Source organism: Pedobacter sp. 05L430, assembly GCF_056397585.1.
Map to the genome: position 1 here is coordinate 20408 of NZ_JBFTNT010000037.1, position 17702 is coordinate 38109.

At 41.2% G+C, this 17702-nt stretch carries 11 protein-coding genes; all 11 read right to left on the minus strand.

Going from position 1 to position 17702, the window contains the following annotated elements:
- Nucleotides 1-2: 2 nt before the first annotated feature.
- Entirely contained in the window at nt 3-1430 is a 1428-nt protein-coding gene (locus tag AC1DG9_RS08665) for a sialate O-acetylesterase (RefSeq protein ID WP_337715030.1), read from the minus strand.
- Nucleotides 1420-2709 carry a histidinol dehydrogenase gene (hisD, locus tag AC1DG9_RS08670; protein WP_288880287.1) on the minus strand — a complete coding sequence of 430 codons (1290 nt, stop codon included), beginning with the start codon at nt 2707-2709 and terminating at the stop codon, nt 1420-1422. Before hisD ends, AC1DG9_RS08665 begins: the two co-directional genes overlap by 11 nt.
- A gap of 29 nt (nt 2710-2738) precedes the next feature.
- Nucleotides 2739-3917 (minus strand): glycoside hydrolase family 172 protein, encoded by a 1179-nt coding sequence (locus AC1DG9_RS08675; RefSeq protein ID WP_477634512.1) that lies wholly within the window; start codon nt 3915-3917, stop codon nt 2739-2741.
- A gap of 19 nt (nt 3918-3936) precedes the next feature.
- On the minus strand, nt 3937-6105 hold the full coding sequence (locus AC1DG9_RS08680) for a hypothetical protein (protein WP_216854515.1): 2169 nt from the start codon (nt 6103-6105) through the stop codon (nt 3937-3939).
- Between the two features lie 41 nt (nt 6106-6146).
- Nucleotides 6147-7424: a hypothetical protein gene (locus AC1DG9_RS08685; protein WP_288880292.1), complete on the minus strand. Its 1278-nt coding sequence runs from the start codon at nt 7422-7424 to the stop codon at nt 6147-6149.
- A complete protein-coding gene (locus AC1DG9_RS08690) occupies nt 7364-8176 on the minus strand; it encodes a glutamine amidotransferase (protein ID WP_288880295.1) in 813 nt (270 codons plus the stop codon). The genes AC1DG9_RS08685 and AC1DG9_RS08690 overlap by 61 nt, the downstream gene beginning before the upstream one ends.
- A 13-nt stretch (nt 8177-8189) precedes the next feature.
- Nucleotides 8190-10022, minus strand: coding sequence for a sodium:solute symporter family transporter (locus tag AC1DG9_RS08695; protein ID WP_337715032.1), 1833 nt, complete (start codon nt 10020-10022; stop codon nt 8190-8192).
- A gap of 1 nt (nt 10023) precedes the next feature.
- On the minus strand, nt 10024-11241 hold the full coding sequence (locus AC1DG9_RS08700; protein WP_477634513.1) for a glycoside hydrolase family 172 protein: 1218 nt from the start codon (nt 11239-11241) through the stop codon (nt 10024-10026).
- Between the two features lie 29 nt (nt 11242-11270).
- Nucleotides 11271-13115, minus strand: a complete 1845-nt coding sequence (locus AC1DG9_RS08705; protein ID WP_477634514.1) for a RagB/SusD family nutrient uptake outer membrane protein — start codon at nt 13113-13115, stop codon at nt 11271-11273.
- Between the two features lie 26 nt (nt 13116-13141).
- Nucleotides 13142-16327 (minus strand): SusC/RagA family TonB-linked outer membrane protein, encoded by a 3186-nt coding sequence (locus AC1DG9_RS08710; RefSeq protein ID WP_288880306.1) that lies wholly within the window; start codon nt 16325-16327, stop codon nt 13142-13144.
- A 112-nt stretch (nt 16328-16439) separates the two neighbouring features.
- The gene (locus AC1DG9_RS08715) at nt 16440-17441 is read right to left on the minus strand and encodes a LacI family DNA-binding transcriptional regulator (protein WP_172663654.1); all 1002 of its coding nucleotides are present in this window, start codon (nt 17439-17441) and stop codon (nt 16440-16442) included.
- Nucleotides 17442-17702 lie beyond the last annotated feature (261 nt).

Sequence of the window (17702 nt, forward strand, 5' to 3'; positions counted from 1 at the left end):
TTTTATGGTGTGACTATAGGCCAGTTATCGGTTCTGAATGGAATCAATGGCAATCCATCTTTATTAAAAACATTGCCAATCGAAGTGTCATGAAAAGCATAACGCAGTGCTACAGGATGTTTAACAGAATCACTCCAGGCGATTATTTTATTATCCTTTAAAGTTGCCATGGCTGCGTAAAATATGCTGTCTTTACCTGCAATTTCTATATCGTTAACTTTCTCTCCTTTAATAACCATTCCTGCTGATGCATTGGCAATGGTTATTAAAGCCTTGTTCTTTTCAAAACTGACGTGCGTATAAACGGGACTTTTATATGCATGTATTTTGTGTCCGTAGGTTTCGGCCAATGCCCAATTGGCAAGTCTCCAACCTACATCATGCTTATTTTCAGGATGCACGTTATTGACATCTGTAACCAGATCGGTTGTAGCTACCATACCAGTATTGGGATGAGACATACTTTGCAATTGTGCTTCACGCAAAAGTGCGCCACTATTTACCTTTTTGTAGCTGAAAGGAGCGATCTGAACATAATAAAATGGGAAGTCCTTTTGCCATGCCTTCCGCCAAGCATCTATCAGCGTAATAAATAACTTGCTGTAGGTATTGGCAGTTTCCGTATTATTTTCTCCCTGATACCAAATTGCACCGGCAATTGAATAATTCGTTATCGGTGCAATCATCGCGTTATAGGCATAACCCGGATGATATGGAACCATCCCACTTGGCTGTATCCGGGAGGCAGCTGACTTTAAAGCAGTATCTGCATTTACTAGGCTATCCGGCGTCCATACTTCCGCAGCAGATCCTCCCCAGCTTGCCCCGATCAACCCAATTGGGGTACCGAGCTTTTCATTTAATTTTTTGCCAAAGAAATATCCAACAGCACTAAATGTCTTCAAAGCGCTACTGTCGCATACTTCCCAGCTTCCTTCTACATCATCCTGAGGATATCTTGCCGATTTTTTAGGTATACAAAAGAACCGTATATTCTTATTATAGGCCTGTGGTAGTTCTTCTTTGATATCTTTTAATCCCCAGTTGCCACACATTTCCATATTGCTCTGACCGGAACAAACCCATACCTCACCTATTAGTATGTTAGTAAGTGTAATCAGGTTCTTTCCTTTAAAACCAATCGTGTAAGGCCCCCCAGCACCTGAACCAGGCACAGTAATTTGCCACTTTGCGTCCCTGTCCCCAACAACCTGATAAGATTTTTGATTCCATGATGTGGTGATCGAAATTTTTTCATTAGGATCTGCCCAGCCCCACAGTTTAACATCCATTTTTTGTTGCAACAACATATTATTACCTATAATTGCAGGCAAACGGATATTACCAAAAGAGGAAAAACCAGAGAAGATCATTACACAGGCTAATAATGACAGGATCTTTGTTCGTTTTGAGGTAAATTTATTTTTCATTGAGAATCTTATGATAACGATTAACCCTAAGTTCAGCCTGGGCTTTATGTCCGGCAAACCCCTCCAGTTCGCATAATCTCATGGCATACTCACCTATTAACACACTTGCCTGTGGCGTACATCGTTGATAGGTGCAGTTTTTTAAGAACTTACCAACCCATAATCCTCCGGTATATCTGGCTGCCCTTCCGGTGGGGAGTGTATGATTTGTTCCAATCACCTTGTCGCCATAAGCAACATTGGTTTCCGGCCCTAGAAATAGTGCTCCGTAATTGGTCATATGATCAAGAAAATATTGTGGATTATGGGTAAGTACCTCCACGTGTTCATAGGCCAAAGCATCCGCTTCAAGAACAGCCTCTTGCTCATCCGAAACCAAAATAATAGTTCCATAGTCTTTCCATGCGGCACCTGCAATATCTGCAGTAGGTAGAATAGTGAGCTGACGTTCTATTTCAACTAATGTTTCTTTAGCCAGTTTTTCGGAAGTTGTAATTAATGCCGCTGGCGAGGTCGGGCCATGCTCTGCCTGCCCCAAGAGATCACAAGCCACCATTTCTGCATCCGCTGTTTCATCAGCAATCACTAGTATTTCGGTAGGACCAGCAAACAAGTCTATTCCTACACGACCAAACAGTTGTTTTTTAGCTTCGGCAACATAAGCATTTCCAGGCCCCACAATAAGATCAACTGGCTTTATAGAATTTGTTCCAATTGCCATCGCGCATAAGGCCTGTACACCACCCAGAATATAAATTTCATCCGCACCCGCAAAATGCATGGCACATACTGTGGCTTCGGGTATTTTGTTATTAATCGGTGGCGTAAAAGCAATGATACGTTGCACCCCTGCAACCTTGGCCGTAATAATGCTCATATGCGCTGAAGCTACCATTGGATACCGCCCTCCCGGAATATAGCAGCCAACGCTATTTACAGGAATATTCTTATGCCCTAAAAAAACACCCGGCAATGTCTCCACTTCGATATCCGTAAATGACGCCCTTTGTTGTTCTGCAAAAAACCTTATTTGTTTTTGTGCAAAAAGAATATCCTCAATAACATGRTCAGGAGTATGATCAAGAATTTCCTGAATTTGATTGGTGGTAAGCCTAAAAGATTCAGGCACCCAGTTGTCAAATGACGCAGAATATTCCCTAACAGCCTTATCTCCATTTAGCACAACGTCCTTAATTATTCTTTCTACTGTTTTTCTAACTCGTGAATCTGCTTCATTAATTTCATCTTCACTCTTTCCCTTTTTTATGTACCTGGCCATTTATTATGATTATAATTTTTTATTGATTTCTAATTTCCCCAAAGCTTGGGGTCGTTTCCCTTGTTTTTACGCCATTCGTTGCGCCACTTGTGAATTTCTGCCGGTCCTATCATTGGCATAGGTTTTCTGGCCGCTGCATCAGGTATTTCTGGAACTGCAACTGCCTTATCCTGGTACCAATAAGCCACACTAGCAAGATCAAGGGTAAGCACATTCATGCTACCGTGTTCTATGGTGAACTTCATTGATTTATCAAAGTAGATCGGATCAACAATGTTAAATCGGTATATATGAGTTTTTCCAAGAAAACCGATATCATCATTAACCTTTGGATAACCAAAATAAGGAGTTGAATAAGGTACCTTTGGAGCACCCCAGGAAGTATTGAAGTAATCTTCCGTACCGGTGCCAATTAAAGAAGGATGTTCATCGCCATCAATAAATATCATATCATCACCCTCTCCGTACCAATATGGCGTAGGTGAGTGAACATAGTAGTTCACACCCACAAAATGCCCTTTACCTTTTATATCGGCAATAACGTAATTATCCTTACCGGTTTTATTTGGAATTCCCGGCCCGAACATCCAGTGTTCATTTTCTACGCTATCGGCAGGACCAGTGAGTTCTGTATTGTAGCAGGCATGAAATCTTCCGGCATTAGAGGGAAGGCTTTTCATTTCCACATAGTCTACATAGAAGTACAGCGATCTGATGTCTTTCCCCGACTGATTCTCGATCTCAATTCTTGCACCTTTTGAAAAAGGCATGGCAAAATAACTAACCAAACCATTCCCATTTGTTGGCGTTGCTGCCAATACTGCGGAGGTGAAAAGGTAAGATTCATTCCATCCCTGCCCGAAAAAAKGGCCTATCGGAGATTCGACAGAGGGACGATCATTTCCATCCCAATACATTTTTATAATCACATCATTACGGCTTAACACGTTCGGTTCAGGCCCCATAGTGATCCAGATATGGTTGATCATTCCAGTTCCTTTAACATCAAAAATAATACGCTTTTCCCCGCTTTTTATGTTTTGCAGATTATCGTGATTGTCGCCACTCGAGTCATAACTACTCACCCGTTTGGTTTTTATACCCTGCTGAATAAGCGATAATGCAGACAAGTCATTATTGAAAGTCTGCGCCATGGTGTTGGCAGAAAACAGAAGAAGTACTTGCAGGAAATACATTTTAAATTTCATCTCAGAATAGCTTTAAGTATTATTTATCTGCTTCTTTCATCATTTTTTGTATGGTTGGTTTTGCAACGTCATTGATTTTCGAAGTTGCAGTTACCTCCCAGAAACTTTCCTTTTGCTCAATCTGGGCTTGAGTGGTAACAATCCAACTTTGGATCCAGCCGGTTAAAGTGCACCAGGCTCCCCAGCCCGCGTCCGAATTAGATGCCCAATAATCCCAGCGCCCATAGTCAAAACCTCTTAGCCAAGCACCATCCAGGTCAGGATGTACTTTACTTTGTACCTGAATACGGGTTAAAAAGTCTGAAAGCTTTTCGGTAGCAGCCTTATATTTGGTATTGCCAGTAGCAGCCGCAGCCTCATTAAGGCTAAAAAGCGCAAAATTACAGGTATACAACATACAAGATACCTTTTCACCATTCCTGAATATGAGTGAGCCTTCATCAGTCCCATAATCTTCATTTTTATTTAAGGCCTTAAACATCCCTTTTCCCTTTCCAAGTTCTTCGCTGATCGCTCCGCTTTCATCCTGATATTTCAGAATTTCGTTTATCATTTTATCCAGCCATTGCCTGTGCTCCTCTGTATTTTCTATTCTTACAAGCCAGGCAAGCGGAAGTATCATTCTGGCTCTCTGAGTTTGCATACTACTCCCCCAAAGCCATTTTTCAGGATAGGCATCCATCGTAATTTTGATGGCTTTTTTAGTCCGCTCAAGTAATGGTGCGTAAGCAGTTTTGTTATATAACCATAAGTAACAGGCCCACATCCATGATTCAAAATGTGGCGATATGTTGACCACATCCCTATTCCAGTAATATGGCCATCCATTTTTGATAATATCAGCTTCCTCAAGGCGATCAACTCTAAACCCCTTTATACCTGTAGTTCTGAAATTACCCATAATGGCCTCCGTCAACTCTTTATCCCATTTATCTGTTTTTAAGTAAGATGAGGCAGCAATCATTCCCAGAATTGCACGGGAATTGTCGTCACCATAAAAAGTACCGGCATTGGTAGTCGCCCAGCCAATCAATCCATAGGCAGCGCTTGCAGGATCATTTTTTGGTCCCTGACGCAGGTTTGAATTTTTAAAAACATATTCCATCAGATTTGCCGACTTATCCTTGTAATCCTGATTATTGAAAAGCTTCCCTGCAGCAGCTAAAGTCATCGCGACCTCTCCCTGTACATCTGCCCGCATCCAATAACGATATCCCTGATCCCCCTTATAAGAAATCGTCGAGATGTGTCCCTCCAAAACACCCAATTTCCCATCACCATTAATTCTCGACTGACTTATGGGAGGACCTGTAGGCTTTGTACCGTCACTTCCATATTTTGACACATCTGACGACCAACTTTTATCCGGAAAAAATCTTCCCTTGTAGAACCAGTCTGCACCTTTTTTAACGCTGTTTAACCGTGCCCCCGCAGATAAAATCTCCCTTCTTTCAAACATTGGTTTAACATCCTGATGCCAATATTTTATAGTGACGTCCGAATGGGAAGTTAAATGTGAAATAATGAATTTCAACACACTCTGTATTGCATCCGTGGGACCATAGCGCCCCCTTTCAAAATTACTCAGCCCAGTCATACTTATCATGATATTGTTATTATGTTTAAAAAGCAGTGGATATGCTTTTGTATTTTCCAGACCATATTCAGCTTTATCAAAACCAACCACCTTTGCCAATACAATTAAGGGATCCTTAGCCTGCACTGGTAATACGTGGCAATTATGAATACCCACTAAACTCATATTTTTTAGAGGAGCAGCAAACACATCTTTGGTAATAACGCCCCTTTCCAGGTTAGTTTCCAATGCTTCAGAAGGAATATTTAGACCGGGGAAAGAGGTCGGATACTCTACATAGAGTTTTAGTCCTTTTTGCATTGCTTCACTTAAAATTTTAGCGGTAATGCGGTTGGCGGGATCTATCTGCGGGTAGTTATCTGCGACAATAAGCACCCCTGACCCTCTGGAAGCCGCTTTGACAGCAGCACCAGGTGTACTAAATCTTTTAAGGATATACCCCTCTCTTTTCAGCAGCAGATATAGATCGTTCTTTATATTCCCGTAAAAGAAGAGGTTGCTGCTTTTCGTTAAGCCTTTACTTTGGAAATTGATGATCAGCATCACTGTCAGAAATAAACAGGCGGGTTTAAAAATTTTCTTTAGTTTCATTTGAGTGGTTTTTTATTTTTGGGATGAAAGAAAATGCATGCTCAATTAGTATAAAGTTCTTTTAGCAGCTGCAGCGCTTCTGCTATTAATATATTCTCTGCACCGGCTTCTAAAAATGACCATTTACCTGGCCCAACTTCATATCCACCTTGCTGTAAGGCCAACGCAGTAGGGATATAGCCTATGTTATTTTCTGCGTACGCCACTATTATAGTCTGGTTAAAAGGTGAATTTTGTTCGATTTCGTAGGCGATTTGGGTAAAAGGCTCTCCTGGCAAGAATAAAATGGCCACTAAGCCGAGCCTTATAGCGCTTAATCTTGCCATTGCATCATTTCCGTTGGTCATGTTACTTCCGGGTCTAATAGAGAATTTCCTGGCACGATTAAAAAAAGCGAAAGGCAGGCTAGCTATCATTTCGGAATCACTATTTTCTACAACTTTAGCAATTGCTCTTCCATGTTTCACAGCATAATCCGGACCACAGGAAACTGTAGGCGGATTGATATCTCCGGCAGCGCCATTTAAAAATAGCGCAATACCATTCTCCTCTGATTCTTCCAAGGCAAAGCATAATTCTCCTGGAAACTCGGCTGATAGATGTGGCATACACATTTCATGGACAGGATGACAAACCGCATGTACTAGTGTGGCAATTACATTGTTCAATTCATCTTTGAAACGGATACTGTGAATTCTTCTGTCTACGGGTTCTCTTTCTAATAATTCAGGAGCAATAGGCTGGATAGAATCTGACATGATAACGCCACCCGGGGTAGGAATGCGTCGCTGCATACTATATCCAGCCAGGGTATCTAAGCCAATAAATACCCTGCATGGCTTTAGCAATGATATAGCCTTATCTATTGCTCCTTTAATTTTGTGTTGTACATTCCTTAACCAATCCTTGTAAATATCCGTTAGGTACAAATCAGACAAGGCAACAGATTCCGGCGCATTGTGGGTGTGGGTACAAGTCAGGATCACCCTGTCCGCAGAAATAGCACTGGCTATTTCACTTTTAAAATTATCCCATCCGCCAACGGAAGTATCATTTAGCGCAAGAAGATCAAGGCAAACTACAGCAATCATTTCTCCGCTATTTTTCACGACCAGTACTCTTGCATATAAAGGTGTTCTTATTGATGCAAAAGGCTCGTAAGTTCCATTTACGGAAGAAGTAAGTAATCCTACCTCAAGTGGTGGAGTAATATCAGCAACGGTAGCGCCCGCAAATAACAGCTCTTTACTCATCATACTTATTTTTGCTTTTTTACCCAGTTCAAAGCCTGCTGCCAAAAGGCATCGTAACCTTCCCATAATTCGAAATTAATGCCCCAGTGAGGAGCTGGATCTGACATATAAGTAAATAGGCGGCCTTTTCCATATTCTCCTGCCACTACCAGAGGGTGACCGGTTTCCTTAACCCTTACCAATATTTCTGCATCTGGTTTGGCAGACACCTCATTGTATCCAAAAATCGGAGGAAATTTATCCCACGGCAAACCTTTTACGGCGGGATGCTCAGGATTAACAACTTCAGCAGTAAACCCGGCAGAGGATTCTACCAGATCTTCAACCAACAGACAGTCGACTGGCAAAACGCTATTAAGTAAGCTCCTTCCCCATCCTGATTTGGCCTGTACACCGCTAAAGGATAGCCATCCTCCCAGCATCATCAAGCCACCGCCATTATACACCCATTCTTTGATGATGTTTAAGCGATCGGGAAAGGTTACAATTTTATTTTCACGGCGGGAACGATCAAAGAAGCTCGGATAAAGGTGAAAACATTTGGCTTCCACATCACTGATAACCAGGCATTCAGAGTGTTTTAAATATTCCTCTAATTTTCCGGGTTCTAAACGATATAATTCCCAATTGGCTAAACTTGTAACTTCTGTTATATGTTCAAGTGCCTCTACCATACGTTCACCATAGAAATGCAGGTCGGCATCTTTTGTTTCGGTACCAAAAGGTGTTTCAATAAACATCGGTCCGACGTGAAAAACCCAGTCACCAAGGTATAATACGTGTTTCCCGTCTGCGGGAAGTGCTGTCTTTACTTTCATAGCATTATTTTATTTATGTGTTTTGATTAATATGTTGAGGATCATCTTCCAAACGTGCCGAAAGAAAATCCAGGTAAGCCGATGATGTTTTTTTGAAGGCAATAAATAGAATAACAGCGCCGATCAGCTCAGCCATTGCCCAGTTATAGCGACCAAACCAAGCTTCGGTAAGACCTGAAATCAGCAGGCAGGTTGCTGCAAATCCAATAACAGCGATACCTATCCCTCTGAATATTGGCTGCAATTCCGGCTTCTTCAATAATACATTTTTGTTCAGTTTCCGGAAAGGCTTCCAAAAACCAAGCGGTTTAGCTCTTTGGTAAAAATTATTTAGTAATTGATCCGGATCAGGTTTAGTTAACAGTGCAACGGCGATCCATAATAGGGTTGTTAGCCCCATCACCAATATGGTTTGCCAGTACCATGGCAGGATCAATTTCTGTGCTGAAGAAAAGCCTGACCACAACAATAATTTTGGCCCAAGCACTACAATGCAAAAGATACCTGCTCCGCCAAAAGATGCAGCAACGCGCGCAGGACCATTAAACCGCCACCACCACCATTGCGCCCAGTTTGCCGGTAGTTCAGCGGCACTCAACTGCAGCATAACTATAGCCACATCGGTAATAATGGTAACATTAAATACAACTGCCATTGCGAGAGAAAGGATGATCAACATACCAATTTTACCAATTAACAGGTAGTGCTTTTCGCTGGCCGAACGCACAAACCACCGTCTATAGATATCACTCACTAATACCTGACTACCGAAATTCAAATTATCGCCAACTGTAGACATTGTTGCAGCCATCATAGCTGCAACCAACAAACCCATGGCGCCTACAGGTAACATATCCTTCATTAACCGACCATACACAAGTTCTCTGTCTGCCCCAGATGCTCTTAACTCAGGATACAGAACCGCTGCTGAAATACTTGGTAAGGTAACGAGCAGCAACAGTACAAACATGCTAATTGCAGTGACCACATACATTGTTAGGGCTTCTGCTGGAGTTCTCGTTGAAAGAATACGCTGTCCTTCCATTGCTCCACCCATTGGTGCAGCATCCCCGCCATAGCCAATGCTCTGACCAAATAACCAGGCCATGCCTGCAGCAATTGGAAACACATCATGATTTAATGGGGGCACCATCTGTAATATTTCGGGATGTGTGGTACCAAAAGCCTGGTTCAATGTAGCCGTCATTGCCTGAGGGCCACCAAAATGGTTTAAAGTAAGCCAGGCAAGCGTAATTGTACCGACAAAGAAGATCACCATTTGAATCAGATTGGACATGACTACCCCTTTGTACCCTGAAAAGAAAACAAAAAGAAAGGAGATCGGTACAACCAGATACATGGTTTCCTCTTTGGTTATACCGAATGCTGGCCCCATGATCTTATAAGCGGCCAACAAGGTGATGCCGGTCCACGCCGGCATAGCAATTAACGAGGTTCTTATTGCGATCCACAAACGCATAGCAGCGGCAGGTTTTGCAGGAAACCGCAGGTCATAAAACTCTAATGAAGTAAAGAGGTTTAATCTTCTCCAGAATACGGCAAAAAGCACCCCCCCAAGGAACAAGGCTAAACCAAAACGGCTCAAATACCACCACGAAATAAACGAACCTGTTACAATTGCCAATCCACCATATCCAGTGGCTGCATCAGGGCTGACTAATGCGGCAGTATAAGATATTCCATTTAACCATCCTGGTATTTTGCGACCGCCAAGGAAAAAATTCTCCAGATTAGCAGAGGAAAACCGTCTGTGCCAAAGAGAAAGCGCAAACATTAAAATTAAGTAACTAATAACGATCCAGATATCCGGTTGGTTCCAATTCATACTATTTATTGTTTTTAATTCCTTTCAATCGTTGTTCAAGGGGTGCAAGCGCAGGTAAATTGCTCTGAGGGCTATCAAGATAAAAATACGCAGTGGCGGAGTAATTATCTACCCTATAAAAATTAACCCATTCATCGGCAGGAAACTTATCATCATTGATATCTGGAAATCCCGTTTCTTCCATCAGTTTGACCATTCCTTTCTGGGTCATTACCGATATTGGTTTTACTTTACCGCCTGCTTTTGCAATACCCCTGATGAGGTCCCGGCCACCCCCGCCCATTTGCTGAATGGTAACCTTGCAATCAGCATTGAAATAAACAGGATCAGGAATGTGATATCGATAAAATGCATATTGTTGTTTTTCCTTATCCACTATTGGTGCACCTTGATACAGCTGTGAAAAAGGACCAAGGTTCCAGGCAGACCCTATGTAATCTTCTGTGCCGGTACCAACAAGAGTAGGATGCTGATTGTCTCCGTCCAGATATGCTTTTACCTCTCCTTCTCCAAACCAGGTAGTTCCATAAACATTATCGGTAATCACACTGATATTGGTTCCCAAAAAACGTCCCTCACCTTTGACACGTGGTAATATTTCAAAATCTTCAGCCAATCCTGCCGCAGCGCTGTTGCTCCAGTAAGCATGGAAATAAGCAATTTTTTTAGCGTGCTTTTTAAGTTTGGTAAAATTCACATCATAAAACAAAAGTTGCTTTTGTCTGCCCTCATTAACCAGTACGATTCGGGCATGTTTGGTAAACGGCATTGGCACATAACTGTTAAAAGACCTACCTTCCGGGCTGCTGAATAAAGCGCTTTGAAAAGTAGTCATCCTTCCTAAACCAATACCAARGAAGTCTCCCAGGGGTACAGAAACGGCAGGCTTATCGGCATTATCCCAATACATTTCAAGTTTTATCGACCTGAGGGCTTCCGGATTTCTATCTATAATGGTCATCCAGATCCGGTTTATGATACCACATCCGTTATAATCCATTAGCATGATCTTTTCACCCGGGCCTACCCAGACACTGGCACGCCCTTTTGCACCTTTATTTTCCAAAGCGCCTCTACCCTTTTCGGCAGATGGATTTTCCAGGCTAACCCAACGGGTTTCTTTACCCACAGGTAAATCGTACAATTCCTGAGCACCTAAATCTGCTGAAACAAAGCAGCATCCGATAAGTATAAGTCCTTTGAAAATTAATCTGTTCATAAACAATTTTTAAGAAAATTAACTGGGTTTTACCAACCCKGATTTTGAGTCAGTTTTATATTTTTTTGAATTTCGTATTGAGGTATTGGCCACAAATAATGTCTATCTGTAAACACCCTGGCTTCGACAACAGTTCTTTTATAAAATGCATCGCTTGACATGTTATAATCCAATCCATTCACATCTATGCCATATACATTTTTGCTATCGATGGCTTCAGCAGTCTTCCATCTATGGGTATCAAAATATCGATTTGTTTCAAAAGCCAGCTCTATACGCCGTTCGTGCCATATTTTTTCCCTCATTTCATCCTTTGATAATCCTGATGGTAAATTTGGGAGACCAGAACGGTTTCTAATCAGATTAACATATTTGTATACATCAGCTATCGGGCCATCAGATTCATTAAGTGCTTCGGCATAATTTAAATATTGCTCTCCTAACCGAAATAATATCCAGGTTTTTCTAGGACCGGTATTCCCGTTCCTTTTGTAGCTCGGATGACCAAACTTTTTCATCAGGTATCCAGTTTCACTGTAATTACCTGCATTATTAGTAGCCCTTCCGTCCGGAGCACCTTTCCAAAACTTTAACGGATCGTTTAGTGGACTCCTTTGATCCGGTTTATATTTTTGGCCGGTAAACATGATGCTGGCGTAAAACCGGGGCTCCCTGTTTACATACATATTGCGGGTACCTACAACATAATTTGGATTATCGGTAGCTGTATTACCTGTTTCTACATAACCTGATGCAGGATTGATTATCGGGGTCATATCAGCATTGTATCCCAGGATAGGACGCTCACCATTGGCCATCTCATAATCGTCAACAATATTTTGTGTTGGCGCGTTCAATGTGAAACCTGTTCCCGGCATTCCTCTGGGCTCACTATAAACATCCAGATCCAGGTATCCCCCCATCGTTCTTACCCAAATGACCTCGTCATTCCAATTGACATAAAACAACTCCTGATAATTAAGAATAGGATCGTTTGTAGCAGATTTGTACAGTTTATGACCTGCAGCTTCTGCCTGATCTATGCAGGCCTTAGCTGCAGTCGCAGCAGTTTTCCATCTCTCAGCAGCGAAATCCGGAAACAATCTGACACCATCTTGTTTCAAATCAGCATAATCTGCGTTTCCATTCCATAATGGACTAGCCATGAATAGTAAAGCACGTGCTTTTAATGCCAATGCAGTAATTTTAGTGGGTCTGCCAAACTGACTATCGTCACTTGCTGGGACACGAACATTTAACATTTCTGCTGCCTTATTACACTCGTTTACAATAAAATCAACACATTTATCTATAGGTTGTCTTGTTTCCGCTAAAAAGTCGCCATTTATAGGAATTGATTTATCAATAATAGGTATAGGCCCATACATCCTGATCAATAGAAAATGATAATAGGCCCTTAAAAAGATAGCCTCCCCTTTCCATTTGTTGATTTTATCCTGGGTCACCAGTTCTGTTAATGGAAGCTTATCGATATTTTCAATAAAGATATTTGCCTTTCTGATGCCTTGATAACTGTTTGACCAACCATCCTGAACATTGGTAGCATTGTCTATGCTCCATGTCCCATCATTCATTCTGTTACAATAAGAAGGCTCGTGCCCTTGCTCCATCTCATCGGCAGCACCGGTAAAGGTGTTGGTCATCGAAACTCCATTTCCATTATCAGGAAATACAAATTCTCTTGGTAAATGGGAATATGTATTTGTTAAAAATTGTTCAGCGAAAACAGGATTGGAAAAAACCTGGTCAATATTGATGTCCCCATCCGGAGTCTTATTCAAAAAGTCTTTCTTACATGAAGGAGCTGTAAGAAGCAGGACGGTGATAAAAAATAATATTATAGTTGCTTTCATGATATCTAACTTTAGTTTAATAAAAATTAAAAAGTAACCTCTAAGCCGAAATTGTAGGTCTTATTTATGGGATGTCTGCCAGAACCAAAATCAGATTCAGGATCAATAACTTTCAGGTTATCCCAGGTAGCCAGATTGGTTCCGTTTATAAATATTCGAGCGTTACTTAGGGAGATTTTCTTTGTAAACTTGCTTGATAGTGTATAACCAATTTCTGCATTTTTGATCCGCAGGTAGTTACCACTCTCTTTCCATAAAGTAGAACCGATATAGTTGTTTGTACTATTTGCTCTGATACCGGGATATTTTGCATTTGTATTATCACCTCCCGGAATCCAGCGCTGATCAAAATAATTTTGCTGTACATTATACAGCCCTTCTGCACCTTGAAATGCCCAGGTAGTATATCCCTGACCGTAAAAGAAATCCCTGTTGGCGGCTCCGGTAAAAAAGATACTGATATCAAAGCCTTTGTAGCCCAGCGTGCTGCCAAAACCGTACATGATCTGAGGAAACGATCCGCTAAATTCACCAATAACAGTTCTGTCGGCAATATCTATTATTCCGTCGTTGTTTAAATCTTTATATTTAATATCACCGGGTCCATAATTGGTAACACCTCCGGCCAAATTTGCCTGACTTGGGCTGTTTGCAACATCTGCCGCGTCTTTAAACAATCCAAGCGCAACATAACCCAAATTAGCACCTATTGAATGTCCTCTTAGCTCTTGCCACGGATACAACTGCTGAGGCTGGTCATTTTCAATTATCTTACTTTTCGCAAAAGAGAAATTAGCTAAAAAAGAATAGTAGAACCCTCCCTTAGTCGTATTTCTTAACTGTAAATTACCTTCCACTCCTTTATTTGTGGAAACCCCTAAATTTGCATAAGGAACCGTACCACCCGGATAACCAGTGTAAGTAGGTATTGTTGCCCTTAACAATAACTGATCTTCTCTTCGTTCATGAAATACATCGGCAGTTAAGGTGAATTTCCCATTAAATAGCTCCAGGTCAAATCCTGCATTTGTTTTATAAGCATTTTCCCAGGTCACATCCTCATTCCCTATACGCAGCTCACTGAGACCACCAGGGTTGTAAGTCTGCCCATTACCAAATTCGTATCCTGTTGCCCCTTTGTTAAATGTAGATAGAAAAATAAAGCGCTGCAGCGGGTTTCCAATCCGATCATTTCCGACCTTTCCATAACTACCCCTTATTTTAAGACTGTTGATTACATCTTTATTCCAGAACTTCTCGTTAGAGACAATCCATCCTGCTCCTACAGACGGGAACAAGCCAAATTGCTTTCCTTTCTTAAAGTTTTCCGAACCGGTATAGCCGGCATTGAGTTCAATTAAATAGCGGGTATCATAATTATAAGTTACCCGACTGATAAGCCCTAACCGTCGTTCAGGTAAATTGTCGATGGAATTTGAAGTAGCGACGTTTTGTGCATCCTTCTTATTTCCTAACAGCAATCCGGAGATGCTGTGTTTTCCAAACGTGCGGTCATAGTTTAAAGAAACTTCCCCATACATTGTCCTATAGGTTTCGTATCGGTTACTAAGTGCCAAAGCACTTTCGGTACTGGTACGGGTATATTTTTCAAGACCATTTATAATCTCGTAGCGAAATGCATCAGGGCTTTGGGTCCGCACATTCTGCGTAATATCAACTACATCGAATGAAGCCAATCCCCTTACAGAGAGACCGGGAGTTATTGATGATAAGTCCCACTTAAGTCCAAGATTGCTAATTGTTGTGTTGTAACTCTGCCGGGTGTATCCTGATTTGGTAATCCTTGTCCATGGATTGATGATCAAATCACCCGTTGCCCCGGAATTAGAGCCGTCAGGATTTTTAAAAGGCATGATCATTGGATTGGTGAGCTTCAGATAAAACAGGACGCCGTCGGCGTCATATGCAGGATAATTTGTACCTGAAATAATTGCCGACAGACCCAAACTCATATCAATATTCTTTGCAACTTTAATATCAACATTGGATCTGAAGCTATATCTGTTCAGTGCCGCATTTGTTTTATAAACATTTCCTGCCTCTTCATTATAACTTCCCTGCTGAGAGGTATATCCTAAATTAACATAGTATTTAACTGCTTCACTTCCACCGGAAACACCCAAATTATTAATGGTTTGGCTGGTGTGCTTTCTAAATATTATATCATACCAGTCTACATTAGGGTAAAGGTAAGGATCAGAGCCGTCCTTAAATTTTTGCAGCTGCACATCAGAATAAGCAAGTGCCTGCCCTGTTCGTATCCTATTTTCATTTATTAATGTGGCGTAGTCAAAACTATTTATATTGTCCTCCACCCGCAAAGGAGTTACAATTGCGGATTCTGATCTAAAGTTCACTCTTGGTTTACTTACAGTTCCCTTTTTAGTATTGATCAGAATGACACCGTTTGCTCCCCTGCTACCATAAACAGCAGTGGCAGACGCATCTTTTAAAACTGAAAAACTCTCTATCTCCTGAACGTTCAATGTGGTCCAGTAATCCTGCAGATCCCGCTCTATACCATCTATAACCACAAGCGGTTTGTTCGATCCACTCTGCGAGATCTGACCGCGAATAAATATACTGGCGGCATCATATCCGGGCTGTCCAGACGACTGACGGGTCATCACTCCGGCCAACTTGCCACCAATTGCATTGGTTAAAGATGGAGTGGCAAACTTCTGGATATCCTTAACTGAAACGGTAGATATGGAACCAACCAGATTGACTTTCTTTTGGGATCCATACCCCACAACTTGCACCTCATCCAATTTTTGTCGGCTCTCATCCGGTTCCAATTTGACAGTAATCGTTCTGTTACTGCCCACCCGCAGGGTCTTGCTCTTGTATCCAACAAAGCTCACAATTATAGAGTCTTGTTCACTCCCTATCTCGAGCAGGAATTTTCCATTTATATCTGTGACTACACCGCTGGCCGTCCCTTTAACACGAACTGTGGCTCCGGGCAAAGTCTCTTCATTTTCATCAACAACTATCCCTTTAAGCACAAAAGAGTCTTCAGGTAATGGCAATCTGGGGCCACTGGCTTTAGCGATCAGTGAAAATGAAATAATAAATAGAAACAACAACAATGTGAATCCCTGTCGCAAAACAACAAGGTCATCTGTTGATTTTACAAGCACACAGCAAGCGCTGCATGGCGGTAATTTTGGTTTGGTAAAAAGTTGCATGGTTTAGTGGGTTTGGTTGAAAAGTTGACATTTATTTAGGTTTTTTTCATCGGTCTATTTGTGTATTTATTTTTTGAATACGTATTCATAATATGTCAAAAAAATAGCCAGGCTATTTCTTTTTAACTGAATTTCTAACCACCATATGTCCTTTAAACATCAATGTTTTAGGTTTAGCGGTATTGTCTTTTATCTCGTTTAACAAAATCTCTATTGTGCCGTCTATCATCTCTTCTACAGGCTGCTCCCAGGTCGTCAACGAATATGAAGGCCAGGCGCCCATCCTGATGTTATCAAATCCAAATACCGAAACATCTTCCGGTATCCTCAACCCTATTACCCTAATGGCATCCATTGCCCCCAGGGCAATAATATCATTGCCACAAAAGACACAATCGATGTGTTTATTCTTTGTCATTAGTTCCTGTGCAGATTTGAAGCCACTCTCATAGGTGTAATTACCAGACTCAATCATAAACTCATCAATGTTTCTTTCCTTCAATACTTCCTCAAAACCTTTAAGCCTATCTAAAGTCGTAGAGGTATCAGAAGGACCAGATATAAAAGCAAAAGACTTATGTCCCAATTCTACCAAATAGGCAGCTATCTGCTTAGTAGCCAAGTAATTGTCGCAAAATACAGAACTACTTCCAGCTTGCTCCGTATAACGGTTAAACAAAACAACAGCTATTTCACTTCGCTTAAATTTTAAGGCAGCCGATGATGACAGCAACGCATCTGTTATAATTACACCTTCAACATTATATTCAAGCAGTTGGCTGATCTCTTTTTCCTGGATCTCTTCATTTGTTGAATTGATAAATATGAGATGATATCCTAAGGCCGACAAGCGGTTATGAAATATTTCAAGCACTGCGGAATAAAAAGGATTTCGGATATTACGCATCACCACCCCTATCATGCGGGTCCTTTTGGTAATCAGACTTCTCGCATGGGCATTAGGTTGATAGCCCAGCGCTTCAGCAGCTTCCAGTATCTTCTTTTTCTTTTTCTCCGAAACAATTGCTCCGCCCGCAAAAACCCTTGATACTGTCGCTTGTGAAACTCCCGCCAATTCGGCTACGTCTTGTGATGTACTATGCTTTTTACTCAATTCAATCTGTCTATGTAAATGTATAAATTTATGAATACGTATTCATATAATATCAAATATAATTAGATATTCTTAAAATGCAAATAAAATAGCATAAAATTTAACACCCGGTTTTTACCGTAACTATCTGTAACAGTGTCTCTCAAATTAATAATGAAAAAAGCGTACTGCTGTCAGGTTACAATTTCAGAAAGAAATTAATTAGCATTACTGTTAAAATGCTCAACCGATTGTTACCAGTCGATTTTGCTTAAACTTACT

Excerpts from the sequence above, each read along its gene's own strand:
- AC1DG9_RS08710 (WP_288880306.1), bottom strand. The coding sequence starts at position 16,327 with ATGCAACTTTTTACCAAACCAAAATTACCGCCATGCAGCGCTTGCTGT.
- AC1DG9_RS08690 (WP_288880295.1), bottom strand. The coding sequence starts at position 8,176 with ATGAAAGTAAAGACAGCACTTCCCGCAGACGGGAAACACGTATTATAC.
- AC1DG9_RS08685 (WP_288880292.1), bottom strand. The coding sequence starts at position 7,424 with ATGGGAAGGTTACGATGCCTTTTGGCAGCAGGCTTTGAACTGGGTAAA.
- AC1DG9_RS08680 (WP_216854515.1), bottom strand. The coding sequence starts at position 6,105 with ATGAAACTAAAGAAAATTTTTAAACCCGCCTGTTTATTTCTGACAGTG.
- AC1DG9_RS08665 (WP_337715030.1), bottom strand. The coding sequence starts at position 1,430 with ATGAAAAATAAATTTACCTCAAAACGAACAAAGATCCTGTCATTATTA.
- AC1DG9_RS08695 (WP_337715032.1), bottom strand. The coding sequence starts at position 10,022 with ATGAATTGGAACCAACCGGATATCTGGATCGTTATTAGTTACTTAATT.